General features: G+C 72.8%; 14 protein-coding genes. 13 read left to right on the top strand and 1 reads right to left on the bottom strand.

Annotated elements, in window-relative coordinates:
- The first annotated feature begins 24 nt into the window (after positions 1–24).
- The 10 genes from trpC (at position 25) to ABT092_RS23265 (ending at position 13,655) form a co-directional block, all read left to right on the top strand.
- Positions 25–834, top strand: coding sequence for an indole-3-glycerol phosphate synthase TrpC (gene trpC, locus ABT092_RS23305; protein ID WP_351246900.1), 810 nt, complete (start codon positions 25–27; stop codon positions 832–834).
- Between the two features lie 8 nt (positions 835–842).
- Positions 843–1,037 carry a tryptophan biosynthesis modulator TrpM gene (trpM, locus tag ABT092_RS31045; RefSeq protein WP_502968489.1) on the top strand — a complete coding sequence of 65 codons (195 nt, stop codon included), beginning with the start codon at positions 843–845 and terminating at the stop codon, positions 1,035–1,037.
- A 111-nt stretch (positions 1,038–1,148) separates the two neighbouring features.
- Positions 1,149–2,435 carry a tryptophan synthase subunit beta gene (trpB, locus tag ABT092_RS23300; RefSeq protein ID WP_351246898.1) on the top strand — a complete coding sequence of 429 codons (1,287 nt, stop codon included), beginning with the start codon at positions 1,149–1,151 and terminating at the stop codon, positions 2,433–2,435.
- Positions 2,436–2,491: 56 nt separating this feature from the next.
- A complete protein-coding gene (gene trpA, locus ABT092_RS23295) occupies positions 2,492–3,286 on the top strand; it encodes a tryptophan synthase subunit alpha (protein WP_502968490.1) in 795 nt (264 codons plus the stop codon).
- A 139-nt stretch (positions 3,287–3,425) separates the two neighbouring features.
- Positions 3,426–4,208 carry a DsbA family protein gene (locus tag ABT092_RS23290; RefSeq protein WP_351246894.1) on the top strand — a complete coding sequence of 261 codons (783 nt, stop codon included), beginning with the start codon at positions 3,426–3,428 and terminating at the stop codon, positions 4,206–4,208.
- 135 nt (positions 4,209–4,343) lie between these two features.
- A complete protein-coding gene (gene lgt / locus ABT092_RS23285; RefSeq protein ID WP_351246892.1) occupies positions 4,344–5,285 on the top strand; it encodes a prolipoprotein diacylglyceryl transferase in 942 nt (313 codons plus the stop codon).
- A 190-nt stretch (positions 5,286–5,475) separates the two neighbouring features.
- Positions 5,476–6,207 carry a VIT1/CCC1 transporter family protein gene (locus tag ABT092_RS23280; RefSeq protein WP_351246890.1) on the top strand — a complete coding sequence of 244 codons (732 nt, stop codon included), beginning with the start codon at positions 5,476–5,478 and terminating at the stop codon, positions 6,205–6,207.
- A 499-nt stretch (positions 6,208–6,706) separates the two neighbouring features.
- Entirely contained in the window at positions 6,707–11,221 is a 4,515-nt protein-coding gene (gene gltB, locus ABT092_RS23275) for a glutamate synthase large subunit (RefSeq protein ID WP_351246943.1), read from the top strand.
- Positions 11,214–12,674, top strand: a complete 1,461-nt coding sequence (locus ABT092_RS23270) for a glutamate synthase subunit beta (protein WP_351246888.1) — start codon at positions 11,214–11,216, stop codon at positions 12,672–12,674. The genes gltB and ABT092_RS23270 overlap by 8 nt, the downstream gene beginning before the upstream one ends.
- 150 nt (positions 12,675–12,824) lie before the next feature.
- Positions 12,825–13,655 (top strand): TrmH family RNA methyltransferase, encoded by an 831-nt coding sequence (locus ABT092_RS23265; RefSeq protein ID WP_351246886.1) that lies wholly within the window; start codon positions 12,825–12,827, stop codon positions 13,653–13,655.
- A 9-nt stretch (positions 13,656–13,664) separates the two neighbouring features.
- Here the strand turns inward: ABT092_RS23265 and ABT092_RS23260 are convergent, their stop codons facing one another.
- Positions 13,665–14,552 carry a hypothetical protein gene (locus ABT092_RS23260; protein ID WP_351246884.1) on the bottom strand — a complete coding sequence of 296 codons (888 nt, stop codon included), beginning with the start codon at positions 14,550–14,552 and terminating at the stop codon, positions 13,665–13,667.
- 231 nt (positions 14,553–14,783) lie between these two features.
- Here ABT092_RS23260 and ABT092_RS23255 point away from each other — a divergent pair, with 231 nt between their 5' ends.
- The 3 genes from ABT092_RS23255 to pepN all read left to right on the top strand — a co-directional run bounded on the left by ABT092_RS23255 (position 14,784) and on the right by pepN (position 18,754).
- Positions 14,784–15,569 (top strand): S1 family peptidase, encoded by a 786-nt coding sequence (locus tag ABT092_RS23255; RefSeq protein ID WP_351246882.1) that lies wholly within the window; start codon positions 14,784–14,786, stop codon positions 15,567–15,569.
- Positions 15,570–15,668: 99 nt separating this feature from the next.
- Positions 15,669–16,013: a chorismate mutase gene (locus ABT092_RS23250; protein WP_351246880.1), complete on the top strand. Its 345-nt coding sequence runs from the start codon at positions 15,669–15,671 to the stop codon at positions 16,011–16,013.
- Between the two features lie 248 nt (positions 16,014–16,261).
- Positions 16,262–18,754 (top strand): aminopeptidase N, encoded by a 2,493-nt coding sequence (pepN, locus tag ABT092_RS23245; RefSeq protein WP_351246878.1) that lies wholly within the window; start codon positions 16,262–16,264, stop codon positions 18,752–18,754.
- Positions 18,755–18,934 lie beyond the last annotated feature (180 nt).

The following is an 18,934-nucleotide window of genomic DNA, read 5'->3' as shown; positions in this document are numbered from 1 at the left end:
CCGTCAGGGAAGGGGGCCGCTCGCGTGAGTGTGCTCGACGAGATCATCGACGGAGTCCGTGCCGACCTCGCCGAACGGCAGGCCCGCACCAGCCTCGACGAGCTCAAGGAGCGTGCGGCGAAGGCTCCCGCGGCCCGTGACGGGGTCGCCGCGCTGCGCGGCGAGGGCGTCCGGGTGATCTGCGAGGTGAAGCGGTCCAGCCCCTCCAAGGGCGCGCTGGCCGCCATCGCCGATCCGGCCGGCCTCGCCTCCGACTACCAGGAGGGCGGCGCTGCCGTCATCTCCGTCCTCACCGAGCAGCGTCGCTTCGGCGGCTCGCTCGCCGACCTGGAGGCCGTCCGGGCCCGGGTCGACATCCCGGTCCTGCGCAAGGACTTCATCGTCACCTCCTACCAGCTGTGGGAGGCCCGCGCCTACGGCGCCGACCTGGCCCTGCTGATCGTCGCCGCCCTCGACCAGCCCGCCCTGGTGTCGCTGATCGAACGCGCCGAGTCCATCGGGCTGACCCCGCTGGTGGAGGTCCACGACGAGGACGAGGCGGAGCGCGCGGTGGACGCCGGCGCCCGGATCATCGGGGTGAACGCCCGCAACCTCAAGACCCTCGCGGTGGACCGCGGCACCTTCGACCGGGTCGCCCCGGAGATCCCGGACGGGATCGTCAAGGTCGCCGAGTCCGGCGTGCGGGGGCCGCACGACCTCATCGCGTACGCCAACGCCGGCGCCGACGCGGTCCTCGTGGGCGAGTCCCTGGTCACCGGCAAGGACCCGCGGACCGCGGTGTCCGACCTGGTCGCCGCCGGCGCGCACCCCGCGCTGCGGCACGGGCGGAGCTGACGACACCCGTGCCCATCGCCTCCCGACTCGCCCGCGGCTGCAAGCCGCGCGGCTGCCGTGCGCCCGCACGGCGGGTCCGGGGGCGGCGGGTGCGGTACGTCATCGGGGACGAGCCCGGCCAGGTGAACGGCATGCGATGGTGTGCCCCGGACGGTCCGGGGACCGTGGTACCCGTCCGCCCGGCGTGCGCCGGGCGGGGCTGACCGACGCGTCGACGTCGGTCCCTCAAGGGCACCCGGATCCCGGCGGCCGTCCCGCGCAGTCATCGTCGGACCGAGTTTCCGGGGCGCGTGCGCCCCGTGAGGAAGCCAGACATGCCCAGTGATTTCTTCGTTCCCGACCCCGACGGCTCCGTCCCGAGCCCCGAGGGCTACTTCGGGGCGTACGGCGGGAAGTTCATTCCCGAGGCCCTGGTGGCCGCCGTCGACGAGGTCGCCGTCGAGTACGACAAGGCCAAGTCGGACCCCGCCTTCGCCGCCGAGTTGGAGGACCTGCTGGTCCACTACACGGGGCGCCCCAGCGCGCTGACCGAGGTGCCGCGGTTCGCCGAACACGCCGGCGGCGCCCGGGTGTTCCTCAAGCGCGAGGACCTCAACCACACCGGCTCGCACAAGATCAACAACGTGCTGGGCCAGGCCCTGCTCACCCGGCGGATGGGCAAGACCCGGGTCATCGCCGAGACCGGAGCCGGTCAGCACGGCGTGGCCACCGCCACCGCCTGCGCGCTGTTCGGCCTCGAATGCACCGTCTACATGGGCGAGATCGACACCCAGCGCCAGGCGCTGAACGTCGCGCGCATGCGGATGCTCGGCGCGGAGGTCGTCGCCGTCCGGTCCGGTTCGCGCACCCTCAAGGACGCCATCAACGAGGCGTTCCGCGACTGGGTGGCCAACGTGGACCGCACGCACTACCTGTTCGGCACGGTCGCCGGGCCGCACCCCTTCCCGGGGATGGTCCGCGACTTCCACCGGGTCATCGGCGTCGAGGCCCGCCGGCAGGTCCTGGAGCGCGCCGGTCGCCTGCCCGACGCCGCGGTGGCCTGCGTGGGCGGCGGTTCCAACGCGATCGGCCTCTTCCACGCCTTCGTCCCGGACCCCTCCGTCCGGCTGATCGGCTGCGAGCCGGCCGGCCACGGGGTGGAGACCGGGGAGCACGCGGCGACCCTGACCCAGGGCGAGCCGGGCATCCTGCACGGTTCGCGCTCCTACGTCCTCCAGGACGACGAGGGCCAGATCACCGAGCCCTACTCCATCTCCGCCGGCCTCGACTACCCCGGCATCGGCCCCGAGCACGCGTACCTCAAGGACAGCGGGCGCGGCGAGTACCGCGCGGTCACCGACGACGCGGCGATGCAGGCGCTGCGTCTGCTCTCCCGCACCGAGGGCATCATCCCGGCCATCGAGAGCGCGCACGCCCTCGCGGGCGCCCTGGAGGTGGGCCGGGAGCTGGGTCCGGACGGGCTCGTCCTGGTGAACCTCTCCGGTCGCGGTGACAAGGACATGGACACCGCCGCCCGGTACTTCGGGCTGTACGACACCGACGCCGCGGTCGCGGCGGACAGCGACGGCGGCGCCGCCGAGATCCAGGGGGACGCGAAGTGACCGCGACGACCGACACGAGCACCGAGCCCTCCGCCGGCCTCGGCGGCCAGCGACGGCTGTTGGAGGAGACCCTCGCCGCGAGTCGCGCCGAGGGCCGTGCCGCCCTGATCGCCTACCTCCCGGCCGGCTTCCCGACCGTGGACGGCGGCATCGAGGCCGTCAAGGCGGCCTTCGAGGGCGGCGCGGACGTGGTCGAGGTCGGGTTGCCGCACAGCGACCCCGTCCTCGACGGGCCGGTCATCCAGACCGCCGACGACATCGCGCTGCGGGGCGGGGTGCGCATCGCCGACGTGATGCGCACGGTCCGCGAGGCGTTCCTGGCCACTGGCAAGCCGGTCCTGGTGATGACCTACTGGAACCCGATCGACCGCTACGGCGTCGAGCGGTTCACCGCGGAGCTGGCCGCGGCCGGCGGCGCGGGGTGCATCCTGCCCGACCTCCCGGTCCAGGAGTCGGCGCTGTGGCGGGAGCACGCCGAGAAGCACGGGCTGGCGACCGTGTTCGTGGTGGCGCCCAGCAGCCGGGACTCCCGGCTCGCCGAGATCACCGCCGCCGGCTCCGGGTTCGTCTACGCCGCCTCGCTGATGGGGGTCACGGGCACCCGCGAGTCGGTGGGGGAGCAGGCGCAGGACCTGGTGCGGCGCACCCGGGCCAGCACCGAGCTGCCGGTGTGCGTGGGGCTCGGCGTGTCCAACGCGGAGCAGGCGGCGGAGGTCGCCGGCTTCGCCGACGGGGTCATCGTCGGATCGGCCTTCGTCAAGCGGATGCTGGACGCGGACGGTCCCGCCGAGGGACTCGCCGCGGTGCGGCAGTTGGCCGGTGAGCTGGCCGCCGGCGTACGCCGCGGCTGATCACCTCCTCTTCGGGGCGCACGCCGGCGCGCGCGCCCCGACGTGCTGTTCGAACGGCTGAGCAGGGGCGGCCCGTCACCCGAAGGGATGGTCCTCCGGCCGGGTGGGGACGGCCGGGCCGCCGGCTCGTTTGCCGGGTGTGAGTGACAAGAACCGTGAGGGAAAGCGCACCGCCCGCGAGCGGCTGGCGGTCGAACGCGAGCGTGAGAAGGCGCGGGAGCGCCGCCGCCGGACCCTGATCGTCAGCAGCGCCGTCGTCGGGGTGCTCGGCCTGGCTGCCGTGGTCGGGGTGATCGCCGCGAATTCGGGCGGCGGGGGCGACACCTCGGGCCCCGTGGTGGTGCCGAAGGGCGCCACCGGCAAGGACGGGCTGGTCATCCCGGTCGGCAAGGACAACGCCCCGTCGACCCTCACGGTCTGGGAGGACTTCCGCTGCCCCGGCTGCAAGATGTTCGAGGACAGCTACCGCTCGACCATCCACGAGCTGACCGACAGCGGCAAGCTCAAGGTGGAGTACCGCTTCGCGACGCTGATCGACGGCAACATGGGCGGGAGCGGTTCGCTGCACGCCGCGAACGCCGCCGCGTGCGCCCAGGAGACCGGGAAGTTCCCCGCCTACCACGACGTGCTCTTCGAGAAGCAGCCCGCCGAGACCGATGACGCCTTCGCCGACGACGGCACCCTGATCGACCTCGCGGGCGAGGTCCAGGGCCTCGCCACCGACGCCTTCCGCGCCTGTGTGGACGACGGGACCCACAACGCCTGGGTGGCCAAGTCCAACCAGGCGTTCCAGGACGCCGAACTGCGCGGCACTCCGACCGTCCTGCTCAACGGCAAGGACGTCTACGGGGACCAGTCCAACCCGCTCACCCCGGCGAAGCTGAAGCAGCAGGTCGACGCCGCAGCCGCCGACCGGGGCTGACCGGGCGCGCACGCGGGGCGGGTGCGCCCCGCCGCCCCGCTCGGACGGCGGGCCGCCCGAGCGGGCCCCGTTACCCAGACGTGTCCGGGGTCGGCTGCCGGGCGGGGCGTTCGGCAAGGTAGCGTCGTCATCGCCATGGAACTTGCCTTCATCCCCAGCCCCTCGCGCGGTGTGGTGTATCTCGGGCCCATTCCGCTGCGCGGCTACGCGTTCTGCATCATCATCGGCGTCTTCGTGGCGGTCTGGCTCGGCAACCGCCGCTGGATCGCCCGGGGCGGCCGGTCCGGCACCGTCGCCGACATCGCCGTCTGGGCGGTCCCCTTCGGTCTGGTGGGCGGCCGGCTCTACCACGTGATCACGGACTACGAGCTGTACTTCGGCGCGGGCCGGGACTGGATCGACGCGTTCAAGATCTGGGAGGGCGGCCTCGGCATCTGGGGCGCGATCGCCTTCGGTGCGCTCGGCGCCTGGATCGGCTGCCGTCAGCGGGGCATCCCGTTGCCCGCGTACGCGGACGCCGTCGCCCCCGGCATCGCCCTCGCCCAGGCGATCGGCCGCTGGGGCAACTGGTTCAACCAGGAGCTCTACGGACGTCCCACCGACCTGCCCTGGGCCGTGGAGATCACCTCCACGGCGGACGGTCGGGTGCCCGGCACGTACCACCCGACCTTCCTGTACGAGTCGCTGTGGTGCGTGGGCGTCGCCGTGCTCGTCATCTGGGCGGACCGCCGCTTCCGGCTCGGACACGGCCGCGCCTTCGCCCTCTACGTCGCCGCGTACTGCGCGGGCCGGTTCTGGATCGAGTACCTGCGGGTCGACGAGGCCCACCACATCCTGGGACTGCGCCTCAACAACTGGACCGCACTGTTCGTCTTCGTGCTCGCCGTGGTCTACCTCGTGGTCTCGCTGAAGAAGCGGCCCGGCCGCGAGGAGGTCGTCGAGCCGGGTGACGGTTCCGGCGAGGACTCCGGCGGGGCGGACGCGGACGAGGAGTCCGGGGCGACCGACGGGACCGAGGGCCCCGGGGAGCGGTCGGCCGGATCCGGCCGGTCCGGGACCCCGAGCGGCAAGGGCTGACGGAGCACACCCATCCGGAAGAGGGGGGGCGGACACTCGGTGTCCGCCCCCCTCCTGCCTGCCGCCCCGGGTTTCCAGCAAGCCCCTCCACGCCAGGTAAGTATGGCCTTCCTTGCTGGTCAGAGCCGTTTTTCGTGCGTAAGTTCGGTGCTGTCACCGGAACTCACCACGGAACGGAGTCGGCACCACCATGGCCCTCATCCAGACGGAGGCGCCGCTCCACGCGGCCCACCGCGACAACCACACGCACCGCGACGTCAACGGTGGGTGGCTGCGGCCGGCGGTGTTCGGTGCGATGGACGGCCTGGTCTCCAACCTCGCACTGATGACCGGCGTCGCCGGCGGCGACGTCTCCCAACGGACGATCGTGATCGCCGGACTGGCCGGACTCACGGCGGGCGCGTTCTCCATGGCGGCGGGGGAGTACACCTCGGTGGCCTCCCAGCGGGAGCTGGTGGAGGCCGAGCTGGCCGTGGAACGCCGGGAACTGCGCAAGCACCCCGAGGACGAGGAACGGGAGCTGGCCGAGCTGTACACCGCCCGCGGGGTGGAGCCCGAACTGGCCCGGGAGGTCGCCCGGCAGCTCTCCCGGGACCCGGAGCAGGCGCTGGAGATCCACGCCCGCGAGGAGCTCGGCATCGACCCGGGCGAGCTGCCGTCCCCGCTGGTCGCGGCGGCCTCGTCGTTCGCCGCCTTCGCCCTGGGCGCGCTGCTTCCCGTGCTGCCCTACCTGCTGGGTGCCGGTGCGCTGTGGCCGGCGGTGGTGGTGGCGCTCGTCGGGCTCTTCCTGTGCGGGGCGGTGGTGGCCAAGGTGACCGCCCGCAGCTGGTGGTACAGCGGACTGCGACAGCTGGCGCTGGGCGGCGCGGCAGCCGCTGTGACTTACCTCCTGGGCAATATCCTGGGGACGGCCGTAGGATGACGGGTGCGCCCGGTGCCGCCGAGCCGGGACGGGATCCCGGCGCGGAAGCCTGAGGGCAGCCGTCGAAGAGCGGTTTCGAGTCTCCGACGGCTGGGCATGAGCCGTAAGCGCCGTGGGCAACGAAGCCCACCCGTCCTCCGGTGGCCCGCACGGTCACCGCCTCGACCCCACGCGGGTCCCCCGAACCACGGTCGCCGACGTCCAGGCCCCCGAGAACCCTCCGGGCCGGTCGACGCGCGCCGCCTCCGCGTCCCACGCCCGCACCACCTCCACGGGCCCTCGGGGCGTCCGCATGTTGGAATGAGTTATCCGCTTTTCGAGAAGCAATTCCATCATGTAACCTGCACGAAATTTTTCGCAGAGGGCCAACGTCGTCCCTCGGCACCGGATACATGCCACGACGACGACGGGAGTGCCGATGCGTACGCCGCGCCAGCCATCCCAGCTCCCCGTGAGCGCCCCCTGGGCGCACATGGACGCTCGCCCCGCAGCCCAGGGGATGTACGACCCGCGCAACGAGCGCGACGCCTGCGGCGTCGGCTTCGTGGCCACCCTCACCGGCGAGGCGAGCCACGCGCTGGTCGACCAGGCACTCACGGTTCTGCGCAACCTGGAGCACCGCGGCGCCACCGGCTCCGAGCCCGACTCCGGCGACGGCGCCGGCATCCTCACCCAGGTGCCCGACGCCTTCCTGCGCGAGGTCACCGACTTCCCGCTGCCCGACGCGGGCGGCTACGCGGTCGGCATCGCCTTCCTGCCGGAGCACGCCGCCGACGCCCACGCCGCGCGGATCGACGCCATCGCCGCCGAAGAGGGCCTGACCGTCCTCGGCTGGCGCGAGGTGCCCGTCGCGCCGCAGCTCCTCGGCGCCACCGCCCGCTCCACGATGCCGGCCTTCCGGCAGCTCTTCGTCTCCGACGGCACCAGCAGCGGGATCGCCCTGGACCGCAAGGCGTTCGTGCTGCGCAAGCGCGCCGAGCGCGAGGCCGGGGTGTACTTCCCCTCGCTGTCCGCACGGACCGTCGTCTACAAGGGCATGCTGACCACCGGGCAGCTCGAACCCTTCTTCCCCGACCTGTCGGACCGCCGGTTCGCCAGCGCCGTCGCGCTGGTGCACTCCCGGTTCTCCACCAACACCTTCCCGAGCTGGCCGCTGGCCCACCCCTACCGGTTCGTCGCCCACAACGGCGAGATCAACACGGTCAAGGGCAACCGCAACTGGATGCGCGCCCGCGAATCGCAGCTCGCCTCGGAACTCTTCGGCGGCGACCGGGCCACCCTCGACCGGATCTTCCCGATCTGCACCCCGGACGCCTCCGACTCGGCCTCCTTCGACGAGGTCCTGGAACTGCTCCACCTCGGCGGACGCTCCCTGCCGCACAGCGTGCTGATGATGATCCCGGAGGCGTGGGAGAACCACGCCTCCATGGACCCCGCACGCCGGGCCTTCTACCAGTACCACGCCACGATGATGGAGCCCTGGGACGGCCCCGCCTGCGTGACCTTCACCGACGGCGTGCAGGTCGGCGCCGTGCTCGACCGCAACGGGCTGCGCCCCGGACGCTACTGGGTGACCGAGGACGGACTCGTCGTCCTCGGTTCCGAGGTGGGCGTCCTGGACATCGACCCCGCCCGCGTCGTGCGCAAGGGCCGCCTCCAGCCCGGCCGGATGTTCCTGGTGGACACCGCCGAGCACCGCATCATCGAGGACGACGAGATCAAGGCCGCCCTCGCCGCCGACCAGCCCTACGCCCAGTGGTTGGAGGCCGGCGAGATCGAGCTGTCGGACCTCCCCGAGCGCGAGCACATCGTGCACACCCACGCCTCGGTGACCCGTCGCCAGCAGACCTTCGGCTACACCGAGGAGGAGCTGCGCGTCCTGCTCGCCCCGATGGCGAAGTCCGGCGCGGAGCCCATCGGCTCCATGGGCACCGACACGCCCATCGCCGCCCTCTCCGAGCGGCCCCGGCTGCTCTTCGACTACTTCACCCAGCTCTTCGCCCAGGTCACCAACCCGCCGCTGGACGCCATCCGCGAGGAGCTCGTCACCTCGCTGCGCTCCTCGCTGGGTCCGCAGGGCAACCTCCTGGACCCGACCGCCGCGTCCTGCCGCAACGTCACCCTGCCGTTCCCGGTCATCGACAACGACGAGCTGGCCAAGCTCATCCACATCAACGCCGACGGCGACATGCCCGGCATGAAGGCCGTCACGCTCTCCGGCCTCTACCGGGTCGCGGACGGCGGCGAGGGCCTGGCCGCCCGGCTGGACGCGGTCTGCGCCGAGGCCGACGCCGCGATCGAGGCCGGGGCCCGGTTGGTCGTGCTCTCCGACCGGCACTCCGACGCCGAGCACGCGCCGATCCCCTCGCTGCTGCTCACCGCCGCCGTGCACCACCACCTCATCCGCACCAAGCAGCGCACCCACGTGGGCCTGCTGGTCGAGGCCGGCGACGTGCGCGAGGTCCACCACGTCGCGCTGCTGATCGGCTTCGGCGCCGCCGCCGTCAACCCGTACCTGGCCATGGAGTCCGTCGAGGACCTGGTCCGCGCCGGCACCTTCCTGCCCGGCGGCGAGCCCGAGACCGCGATCCGCAAGCTGATCCACGCGCTCGGCAAGGGCGTCCTCAAGGTCATGTCCAAGATGGGCATCTCGACCGTCGCCTCCTACCGGGGCGCCCAGGTCTTCGAGGCGGTCGGGCTCTCCGACGAGTTCGTCGACCGCTACTTCAACGGCACCGCCACCAAGATCGGCGGCGTCGGCATCGACGTCGTCGCCAAGGAGGTCGCCGCCCGGCACGCCAAGGCGTACCCCGCCTCCGGGATCGCCCCCGCGCACCGCGCGCTGGAGATCGGCGGCGAGTACCAGTGGCGCCGCGAGGGCGAGCCGCACCTGTTCGACCCGGAGACCGTGTTCCGGCTCCAGCACTCCACCCGCAACCGTCGCTACGACATCTTCAAGCAGTACACCGACCGGGTGAACGAGCAGTCCGAGCGGTTGATGACGCTGCGCGGCCTGTTCGCCTTCGACAGCGGACGCGCCCCGGTCCCGGTGGACGAGGTGGAACCGGTCTCCGAGATCGTCAAGCGCTTCTCCACCGGCGCCATGTCGTACGGGTCCATCTCCCGCGAGGCGCACGAGACGCTCGCCGTCGCGATGAACCGGCTCGGCGGCAAGTCCAACACCGGTGAGGGCGGGGAGGACCCCGAGCGCCTGTACGACCCGGCGCGCCGCTCCTCCATCAAGCAGGTCGCCTCCGGCCGCTTCGGCGTCACCTCCGAGTACCTGGTCAACGCCGACGACATCCAGATCAAGATGGCGCAGGGCGCCAAGCCCGGCGAGGGCGGCCAGCTGCCCGGCCACAAGGTCTACCCGTGGGTGGCCAAGACCCGGCACTCCACCCCGGGCGTGGGGCTGATCTCCCCGCCGCCGCACCACGACATCTACTCCATCGAGGACCTCGCCCAGCTCATCCACGACCTGAAGAACGCCAACCCGAAGGCCCGCATCCACGTGAAGCTGGTCTCCGAGGTCGGCGTCGGCACGGTCGCCGCGGGCGTCTCCAAGGCCCACGCGGACGTCGTCCTGATCTCCGGCCACGACGGAGGCACCGGCGCCTCACCGCTCACCTCGCTCAAGCACGCGGGCGGCCCCTGGGAGCTGGGTCTCGCCGAGACCCAGCAGACGCTGCTGCTCAACGGGTTGCGGGACCGCATCGTCGTGCAGACCGACGGCCAGCTCAAGACCGGCCGCGACGTGGTCATCGCCGCGCTGCTCGGCGCCGAGGAGTTCGGCTTCGCGACCGCGCCGCTGGTGGTCTCCGGCTGCGTCATGATGCGCGTCTGCCACCTCGACACCTGCCCGGTCGGCATCGCCACCCAGAACCCGGTGCTGCGGGACCGGTTCTCCGGCAAGCCCGAGTTCGTCGTCAACTTCTTCGAGTTCATCGCCGAGGAGGTCCGCGAGATCCTCGCCGAGCTGGGCTTCCGCTCCGTCGAGGAGGCCGTCGGCCACGCGGAGGCGCTGGACGTCGGCCGCGCCGTCGACCACTGGAAGGCCCAGGGCCTGGACCTGGCCCCGCTCTTCCACGTCCCGGAGCTGCCCGAGGGCGCCGTCCGGCACCAGCTCGTCGAGCAGGACCACGGGCTGGCGAAGGCCCTCGACAACGAGCTGATCAGGATCGCCGCCGACGCGCTCGCCGCCCCCTCCCGGGAGGAGGCCGCCCCGGTCCGGGCACGGGTCGCGATCCGCAACATCAACCGCACGGTCGGCACCATGCTGGGCCACGAGGTCACCCGGGCCTTCGGCGGCGCGGGCCTGCCCGACGACACCGTCGACATCACCTTCACCGGTTCCGCGGGCCAGTCCTTCGGCGCGTTCCTGCCACACGGAGTCACCCTGCGGCTGGAGGGCGACGCCAACGACTACGTCGGCAAGGGCCTGTCCGGCGGCCGGATCGTGGTCCGGCCGGACCGCTCGGCCGACCACCTGGCCGAGTACTCCACCATCGCCGGCAACACCATCGGCTACGGCGCCACCGGCGGCGAGATGTTCCTGCGCGGTCGGACCGGCGAACGGTTCTGCGTCCGCAACTCCGGCGCGCTGGTCGTCTCCGAGGGGGTCGGCGACCACGGCTGCGAGTACATGACCGGCGGACGGGCGGTCGTCCTCGGCGAGACCGGACGCAACTTCGCGGCGGGCATGTCCGGCGGCGTCGCCTACGTCATCGACCTGGACCGCGACAACGTCAACTCCGGCAACCTCGGTGCGGTCGAGGCGCTGGACGGGGCCGACCGGCAGTGGCTGCACGACGTGGTGCGCCGCCACCACGAGGAGACCGGCTCCACCGTCGCCGAGAAGCTGCTCGCCGACTGGGACACCGCCGCGGAGCGCTTCAGCAAGATCATCCCCAGCACCTACAAGGCAGTGCTCGCCGCCAAGGACGCCGCCGAGCGAGCCGGACTCCCCGAGTCCGAGATCACCGAGAAGATGATGGAGGCGGCGATCAATGGCTGACCCGAAGGGCTTCCTGAACCACGGCCGCCAGGTCGCCTGCTCCCGCCCGGTGCAGGAGCGGCTGCGCGACTGGAACGAGGTCTACGTCCCCGGCTCCCTGCTGCCCGTCATCGGCACCCAGGCGAGCCGCTGCATGGACTGCGGGATCCCGTTCTGCCACAACGGCTGCCCGCTGGGGAACCTCATCCCCGAGTGGAACGACTACGCCTACCGCGAGGACTGGCAGGCCGCCTCCGAGCGGCTGCACGCCACCAACAACTTCCCGGAGTTCACCGGTCGGCTCTGCCCGGCCCCCTGCGAGTCGGCCTGCGTCCTCGGCATCAACCAGCCCGCGGTGACCATCAAGAACGTCGAGGTCTCCATCATCGACAAGGCGTGGGAGGACGGCGGGGTCGCCCCGCAGGCCCCCGAGCGCCTGTCGGGCAGGACCGTGGCGGTCATCGGTTCCGGCCCCGCCGGACTCGCCGCCGCCCAGCAGCTCACCCGGGCCGGGCACACCGTCGCCGTCTACGAGCGCGCCGACCGGATCGGCGGGCTCCTGCGGTACGGCATCCCCGAGTTCAAGATGGAGAAGCGGCACATCAACCGGCGCGTCGAGCAGATGCGCGCCGAGGGCACCAAGTTCCGCACCGGTGTCGAGGTGGGTCGGGACATCGACGCGGTGAAGCTGCGCAAGCGCTACGACGCCGTCGTCATCGCCGCCGGCGCCACCGTCTCCCGCGACCTGCCCGTGCCCGGGCGCGAGCTGAACGGCGTCCACTTCGCGATGGAGTACCTGCCGCTCGCCAACAAGGTGCAGGAGGGCGACTTCGTCGCCCCGCCGATCACCGCCGAGGGCAAGCACGTCGTGGTCATCGGCGGCGGCGACACCGGCGCCGACTGCGTCGGCACCGCCCACCGGCAGGGCGCGCTGTCCGTGACCCAGCTGGAGATCATGCCGCGCCCCGGCGAGGAGCGGAACGCGAACCAGCCCTGGCCCACCTTCCCCATGCTGTACAAGGTGACCTCGGCGCACGAGGAGGGCGGCGAGCGGGTCTACTCCGTCTCCACCACCCGCTTCGAGGGCGACGAGGACGGCAACGTCCAGGCGCTGCACCTGGTCGAGGTCGAGTTCGTGGACGGCAAGCTGGTCCAGAAGCCCGGCACCGAGCGGGCGCTGCCCGCCCAGTTGGTCACCCTGGCGATGGGCTTCACCGGCACCGACCAGGAGAACGGGCTGGTCGCCCAGTTCGGACTGGAGCTCGACGCACGGGGCAACGTCGCCCGCGACGGCGAGTACCAGACCAACGTGCCCGGGGTGTTCGTCGCCGGTGACGCCGGTCGCGGGCAGTCGCTCATCGTGTGGGCGATCGCCGAGGGCCGCTCCGCGGCCCGGGGCGTCGACCGCTTCCTCGGCGGCGCCAGCGACCTGCCCGCCCCGGTGCGGCCCACCGACCGGGCCCTGACCGCCTGAGGTCCCGCGACCGCGCCGCGGTCGCCACCGTTCGTTCCGCACAACGGCGTGCGGTACAGCTCGGCGCCCTCCCCTCCACGTCCCCGACCGGACGGAGGGGAACGGGCGCCGAGTGCCTTCCGCCACCGGGCCGGTGGCAGAGTGGGGCGCATGAGTTCGCTACGGGTGACCACCCGCAACGCCAGGTTCCAGCAGTGGCAGGCCCTCCTCGGCAACCGCTCCAAGCGGCAACGGGCCGGGGAGTTCCTCGTCCAGGGCGTCCGGCCGATCACGCTCGCCGTGGAGCACGACTGGCCCCTGCGCGCGGTGCTGCACTCCGGCGACCGGGGCCTGTCCCGCTGGGCGCGCGAGGTACTCGACCGGGTGCCCGCCCACACCCCGCGGGTGGCCATGGCGGAGGAACTGCTCCACGAACTCGGCGGCAAGGAGGACACCGTCCCCGAACTGCTGGCCGTCGCCGCGATGCCGGAGGACGGGTTCGACCGGATCGCGCCGGGCCCCGACTTCCTGGGCGTGGCCTTCGACCGCCCCATCACCCCGGGCAACATCGGCACCCTCATCCGTTCCGCCGACGCCTTCGGCGCCCACGGGGTCGTCGTCTCGGGGCACGCCGCCGACGTCTACGACCCCAGGTCCCTGCGGGCCAGCACCGGCTCCCTGTTCGCCGTGCCCGTGGTGCGGGTGCCGTCCCCGCAGGACGTGGACGGCTGGGCGGCCGGGGTCCGGGCCCGCGGGGTGCCGCTGCGGATCGTCGGCACCGACGAGCGGGGCTCGGCGGGCATCACGGACACCGACCTGACCGGGCCGACCCTGATCGTGATCGGCAACGAGACCTCCGGGATGAGCGCGGCCTGGCGCGAGCTGTGCGACGCCACGGTCGCCATTCCGATCGGCGGTGCCGCCAGCTCCCTGAACGCCGCCGCCGCGGCGACCGTCCTGCTGTACGAGACGGCCCGGCAGCGCGGCTTCCCCCCGCACTGACCGCCGGGCTCAGGTGTCGCACTCCAGGACCGTCCGGCACAGTCCGCAGCGCGCCCGGACCCGCCCCCGCACGGGCACCCTGAGCCGTTGGTGGCAGGTGGGGCAGGCGAAGGTCACCCGCAGCGGTGGAGGACCCTCGAAGCGGTAGGCGTCGTCGGGGGAGGGGACCGCTCGGCCGGTCCCGGCCCGGCGGCGGTCCGCCGCGTAGCGGCGCCGGGCCGCCCAGCCGGCTCCGACCAGCGGCGGCTGCCGCCGGTCGTGCCGGGCCCGGGCCGCTCCCCGGAGGTACGCCGGGTACGCCTGGGGGCTGGTGAACCACGGCGAGGGGTCCTCGCCGAACAGCAGCGCCCGTTTGGCCAGGACGTACCCGTACTCCTCCGGCGTGAGGTACCCGAGTTTCTGCGAGGAGACGCCGTCCACCCGGTAGGCGTCCAGCAGCAGCCATCCGGCGCCCAGGTACGCGGCGGTGGTGTCCACCAGGACCTCGTTCTCCGCGGTGTCCGGGAGGACCAGGCCCAGTCGGTGGAGGTACACATGGGCCACCTCGTGGGCGAGGGCCGCGCCGATGTCCCGGCGGTGGCGGCGGAACCGGTCGTTCAGCTCGACGGAGTACACGGGTCCGTCGCCGAGCTCCACGGTCGCCGCCCGGTCCATCGCCCGGAAGGCGATGACCAGTCGGGCGTCCGGCAGCCCGTAGTGGTGCACCATGTCCCGGGCCACCCGCTGCGCCCCCGGCAGCAGGTCCTCCGAGTCGTCGAACGCCACGTCCAGCGGGGTCACGCTGGTGGCGAAGGCGTGGAGCGCCCCGGGGGGCAGGTGCCGGTGCAGCGCGGTGATCGCCGCCCGCACGGTGCCCAGGTGCGGGTAGCCGTGTTCGACCGTTGAGCCGTTCGCCACGTCCGGACCCCCTGCCGACACCGAACCGGTTTCCACTGTAGGTGGGTCCGGGCCGCCGGCGCGGCCACTGTCCGGAACCGGGTCCGTGGCGGGTGCCGGCGGTCCGTCCCCACACCCCCCACCATGTTGGCGGGTGCATGTCATGTTGGGCGTTCGACGACCGGTGAGCGGGCTCCCGCCGTCGCCGGCGCGGTAGCGGCCGCCCGGCACCCCCCCACGAAAGGACGCACCGTGAAGCTCCTGAAGACCCTGCCGGGCGCCAGACGACCGATAGCGATCGGCGCGGTCCTCCTCGCCGCCGTCTCCCTCCAACTCCCCGGACCCGCCCGGGCGACCCCCTCGCCCGTCGTCGGCGGCACCCGGGCGGCACAGGGGGAGTTCCCGTTCATGGTCCGGCTCTCGATGGGCTGCGGCGGTTCGCTGTACACCCAGCAGATCGTCCTCACCGCCGCCCACTGCGTCAGCGGCTCGGGGCCGAACACGTCCATCACCGCCACCGCCGGAGTCGTCGACCTCCAGGACCCGCGCGCCGTCACGGCGCGCTCCACCGAGGTGCTCCAGGCCCCCGGCTACTTCGGCTACGGCAAGGACTGGGCCCTGGTCAAACTGGACCGGCCCGTCGCCCTGCCCACCCTGGCGACCGCGACCACCCCCGAGTACGACACCGGGACCTTCACCGTCGCCGGCTGGGGCTCGGCCCGGGAGGGCGGCGCCCAGCAGCGGTACCTGCTCAAGGCGGAGGTGCCCCACGTCAGCGACGCCGTCTGCCAGCAGGCGTACGGCTCCTCCCTGGTGCCCGAAGAGGAACTGTGCGCCGGGTACGTGCAGACCGGCGGCGTCGACACCTGCCAGGGCGACTCCGGCGGGCCCATGTTCCGCCGGGACGCCGCCGGCCAGTGGATCCAGGTCGGCATCGTGAGCTGGGGTCAGGGATGCGCCCGACCGGGCCACCCCGGGGTGTACACGGAAGTGTCCGCCTTCGCCGCGGAGATCGCCGCGGCCGCCGCCGCCCTGTAGTGCCCCCTCAGTCGCCGCCGTGCGGCCCCGCCCCCGCCCCCGCGGCGCCGGGCGGGGCCGCGCCCGGCGCCGGCCCCTCGCACCGTAGGGTGATCCACCATGACCACCAGCGACACCGATCACCAGCACGACCGTCCGGGCTCCGGCACCGTCGAAGCGGACGTGCAGGCCGAACTCGCCCGCCTGCGGGACAGCATCGACAACATCGACGCCGCCGTCGTCCACATGCTCGCGGAGCGCTTCAAGTGCACCCAGCAGGTGGGCGTCCTCAAGGCCGCCCACCACCTGCCACCGGCCGATCCGGCCCGTGAGGCCGCACAGATCACCCGGCTGCGCAGCCTGGCCGAGAACGCCAAGCTCGACCCGGCCTTCGCGGAGAAGCTGCTCAACTTCATCATCGCCGAGGTCATCCGCCACCACGAACAGATCGCCGACACCCGCTGACCCCGGCCCACCGCCGACGGCCGCCCCCGGTCACCCGCCCCGGCAGCCCGGGCCCGGGTCCGTCCGACCCGGACGGGGCCGCGCCACCGTCCCGCCCGCCCGGATCCGCCCGACCGGCACCCCGGCGCAGGCGGCGCCCGCGCACCTCCCCCGCTTCGCTCCCGCGCCCTGCTGAACAACGGTACAAGTGCCGCAGAACCGCCCGGAGTGGACGGCTGCCCTGTGCCGCGGGCCGTGCATCGTGCAGCATGTGCTGCATGTCCGTACTGACGCGCGACGAAGCGCACAACCGAGCCAAGCTCCTCGACGTCCAGCACTACACCGTCGAACTGGACCTCACCACCGGCGACGACACCTTCGCCTCCCGCACGGTCATCCGTTTCGTCTCCCGCGCGGACGCGGACACCTTCGTCGAGCTGAAGCCCGTGGACCTGCACTCCGCCACCTTGGACGGGACCCCGCTGGACCCCGCCACCCTCGACGACAACCGGCTCCCCCTCACCCTCGCCGAGGGCCCCCACGAGCTCACCGTCACCGCCACCATGCGCTACAGCCACACCGGCGAGGGCATGCACCGTTTCACCGACCCCAGCGACGGCGAGACCTACGTCTACAGCCAGCTCTTCCTCGACGACGTCCAGCGCGTCTACGCCGCCTTCGACCAGCCCGACCTCAAGGCGACCTTCGACCTGACCGTGACGGCCCCGGACGACTGGACCGTCCTCGCCAACACCGTCACCACCGACCACGGCGACGGCCGCTGGACCGCCGCCACCACCCCCCGCATCTCCACCTACCTCGTCGCCGTCGCCGCCGGACCCTGGCACAGCGTCCGCACCGAGCACCGCGGCCTGCCCTTCGGCATCCACTGCCGTCGCTCCCTGGGCCCCTACCTCGACCCCGACGCCGACGAGATCCTCGACCTCACCAAGGCCCTCTTCGACCGCTACCACGAGAAGTTCGAGGAGCCCTACCCCTTCGACTCCTACGACCAGGCGTTCGTCCCCGAGTTCAACGCCGGCGCCATGGAGAACCCCGGCCTCGTCACCTTCCGCGACGAGTTCGTCTACCGCTCCGCCGTCACGGAGACCGAGCGGCAGACCCGCGCCATGGTCATCGCCCACGAGATGGCGCACATGTGGTTCGGCGACCTGGTCACCCTCAAGTGGTGGGACGACATCTGGCTGAACGAGTCGTTCGCCGAGTACATGGGCTACCAGACGCTCACCGAGTGCACCCGCTTCACCCACACCTGGGTCGACTTCGGCGTGGCCCGCAAGGCCTGGGGGTACGACGCCGACCAGCGCCCCACCACCCACCCCGTCGCCCCCGACGCCGTCGACGACACTGCCTCCGCCCTGCTCAACTTCGACGGCATCTCCTACGCCAAGGGCGCCTCCGCCCTGCGCCAGCTCGTCTCCTGGCTCGGCGAGAAGGACTTCCTCGCCGGCATCAACACCCACTTCGCCCGCCACAAGTTCGGCAACGCCACCCTCGCCGACTTCCTGGACTCCGTCGCCAGCGCCACCGAACGCGACGTCCACGGATGGGCCGACGCCTGGCTGCGCACCACCGGGGTCGACACCCTCACCGCCGCCGTCACCGCCAAGCCGGGCACCTGGTCCCTCGCCCTCGACCGGGACGGCAGCCGTCCGCACCGGGTGACCGTCGGCGTCTACGACCGCGACCTCAACGACACGGACGCCCTCGTCCTGCGCGAACGGCTGGACGTCGACCTCCCGCAGGACGCCCCCACCACCCGCACCGGGGTCCGGCCGGCCCTCGTCCTCCCCAACGACCAGGACCACACCTACGCCAAGCTCCGCCTCGACACCGACTCCGAGGAAACCGCGCTGCGCGCACTCTCCGCAGTGCCCGACCCGCTGGCCCGCGCCGTCCTGTGGAACGCGCTGCGCGACATGGTCCGCGACGGCGACCTCGAACCCGCCGCCTACCTCGTCACCGCCGACGCCCACCTGCCCGCCGAGACCGACCTGGCCCTCGTCCAGGGCGTCCTCACCTTCGCCGCCACCCACATCGCGGACCGCTACCTCACCCCCGAACAGCGCCCCGAGGCGCTCACCGCCGTCACCGGGATCTGCCGCGCGCTGATCCGCCGCACCGAGGACGGCGACAACCCGGGGCTGCGCCTGACCGCGGTCCGCCACCTCATCTCCGCCGCCGCCCACCCGGACACCATCGGCGACTGGCTCGACGAGGGCACCGTCCCCGGCGGCCCCGAACTCGACCCCGAACTGCGCTGGCGCATCCTCGCCCGCCTCGCCGTCCTCGGCGCGACCGACCACGCCGCCATCGACGCCGAACTCGCCCGCGACCCCAGCGCCACCGGCCAGGAAGGCGCCGCGCTCTGCCGCGCCGCCCTGCCCGACCCGGAGTCCAAGCAGGCCGCCTGGGAGGCCCTCTTCCACCCCGACGACCGGCTCTCCAACTACCTGTTCACCGCCACCGCACGGGGCTTCTGGCAGCCCGAACAGGCCGACCTGGTGGCGGACTACGTCCCCCGCTACTTCACCGAGGCCATCGCGCTCTCCGCCCGCCGCGGACCCGCGATCGCCACCGCGCTCGGCCACCACGGCTTCCCCGTGCACGCCGTCGACCCCGACACCCTCGCCCTCGGCCGTGCCTGCCTCGCCGATCCCGAGACCACCCCGGCCCTGCACCGTCGGCTCGCGGACCAACTCGACGACCTCGCCCGCGCCCTCCGCATCCGCAGCGCCTGACGGCACCGGGACCAACCCGTCCCCACGGCTGCCGCGCCCCTCCGGGCGCGGCAGCCGCGCTCCGCCCCGCGGTGAGCGGGCCGCCGGCGGCCCGTGTCCACCCGCGGTAACTCTTTCGGGTTCCCCGCCCGCACATCGCCCCGGGCACCTCGCCCCGCGCGCCAGGATGAACACGCTGCG

This window comes from Streptomyces sp. NPDC002490 (assembly GCF_040296045.1).
Lineage (GTDB): Bacteria > Actinomycetota > Actinomycetes > Streptomycetales > Streptomycetaceae > Streptomyces.
Note: the sequence above shows the minus strand (reverse complement) of the source record. Positions and strands in the feature narration are given on the sequence as shown.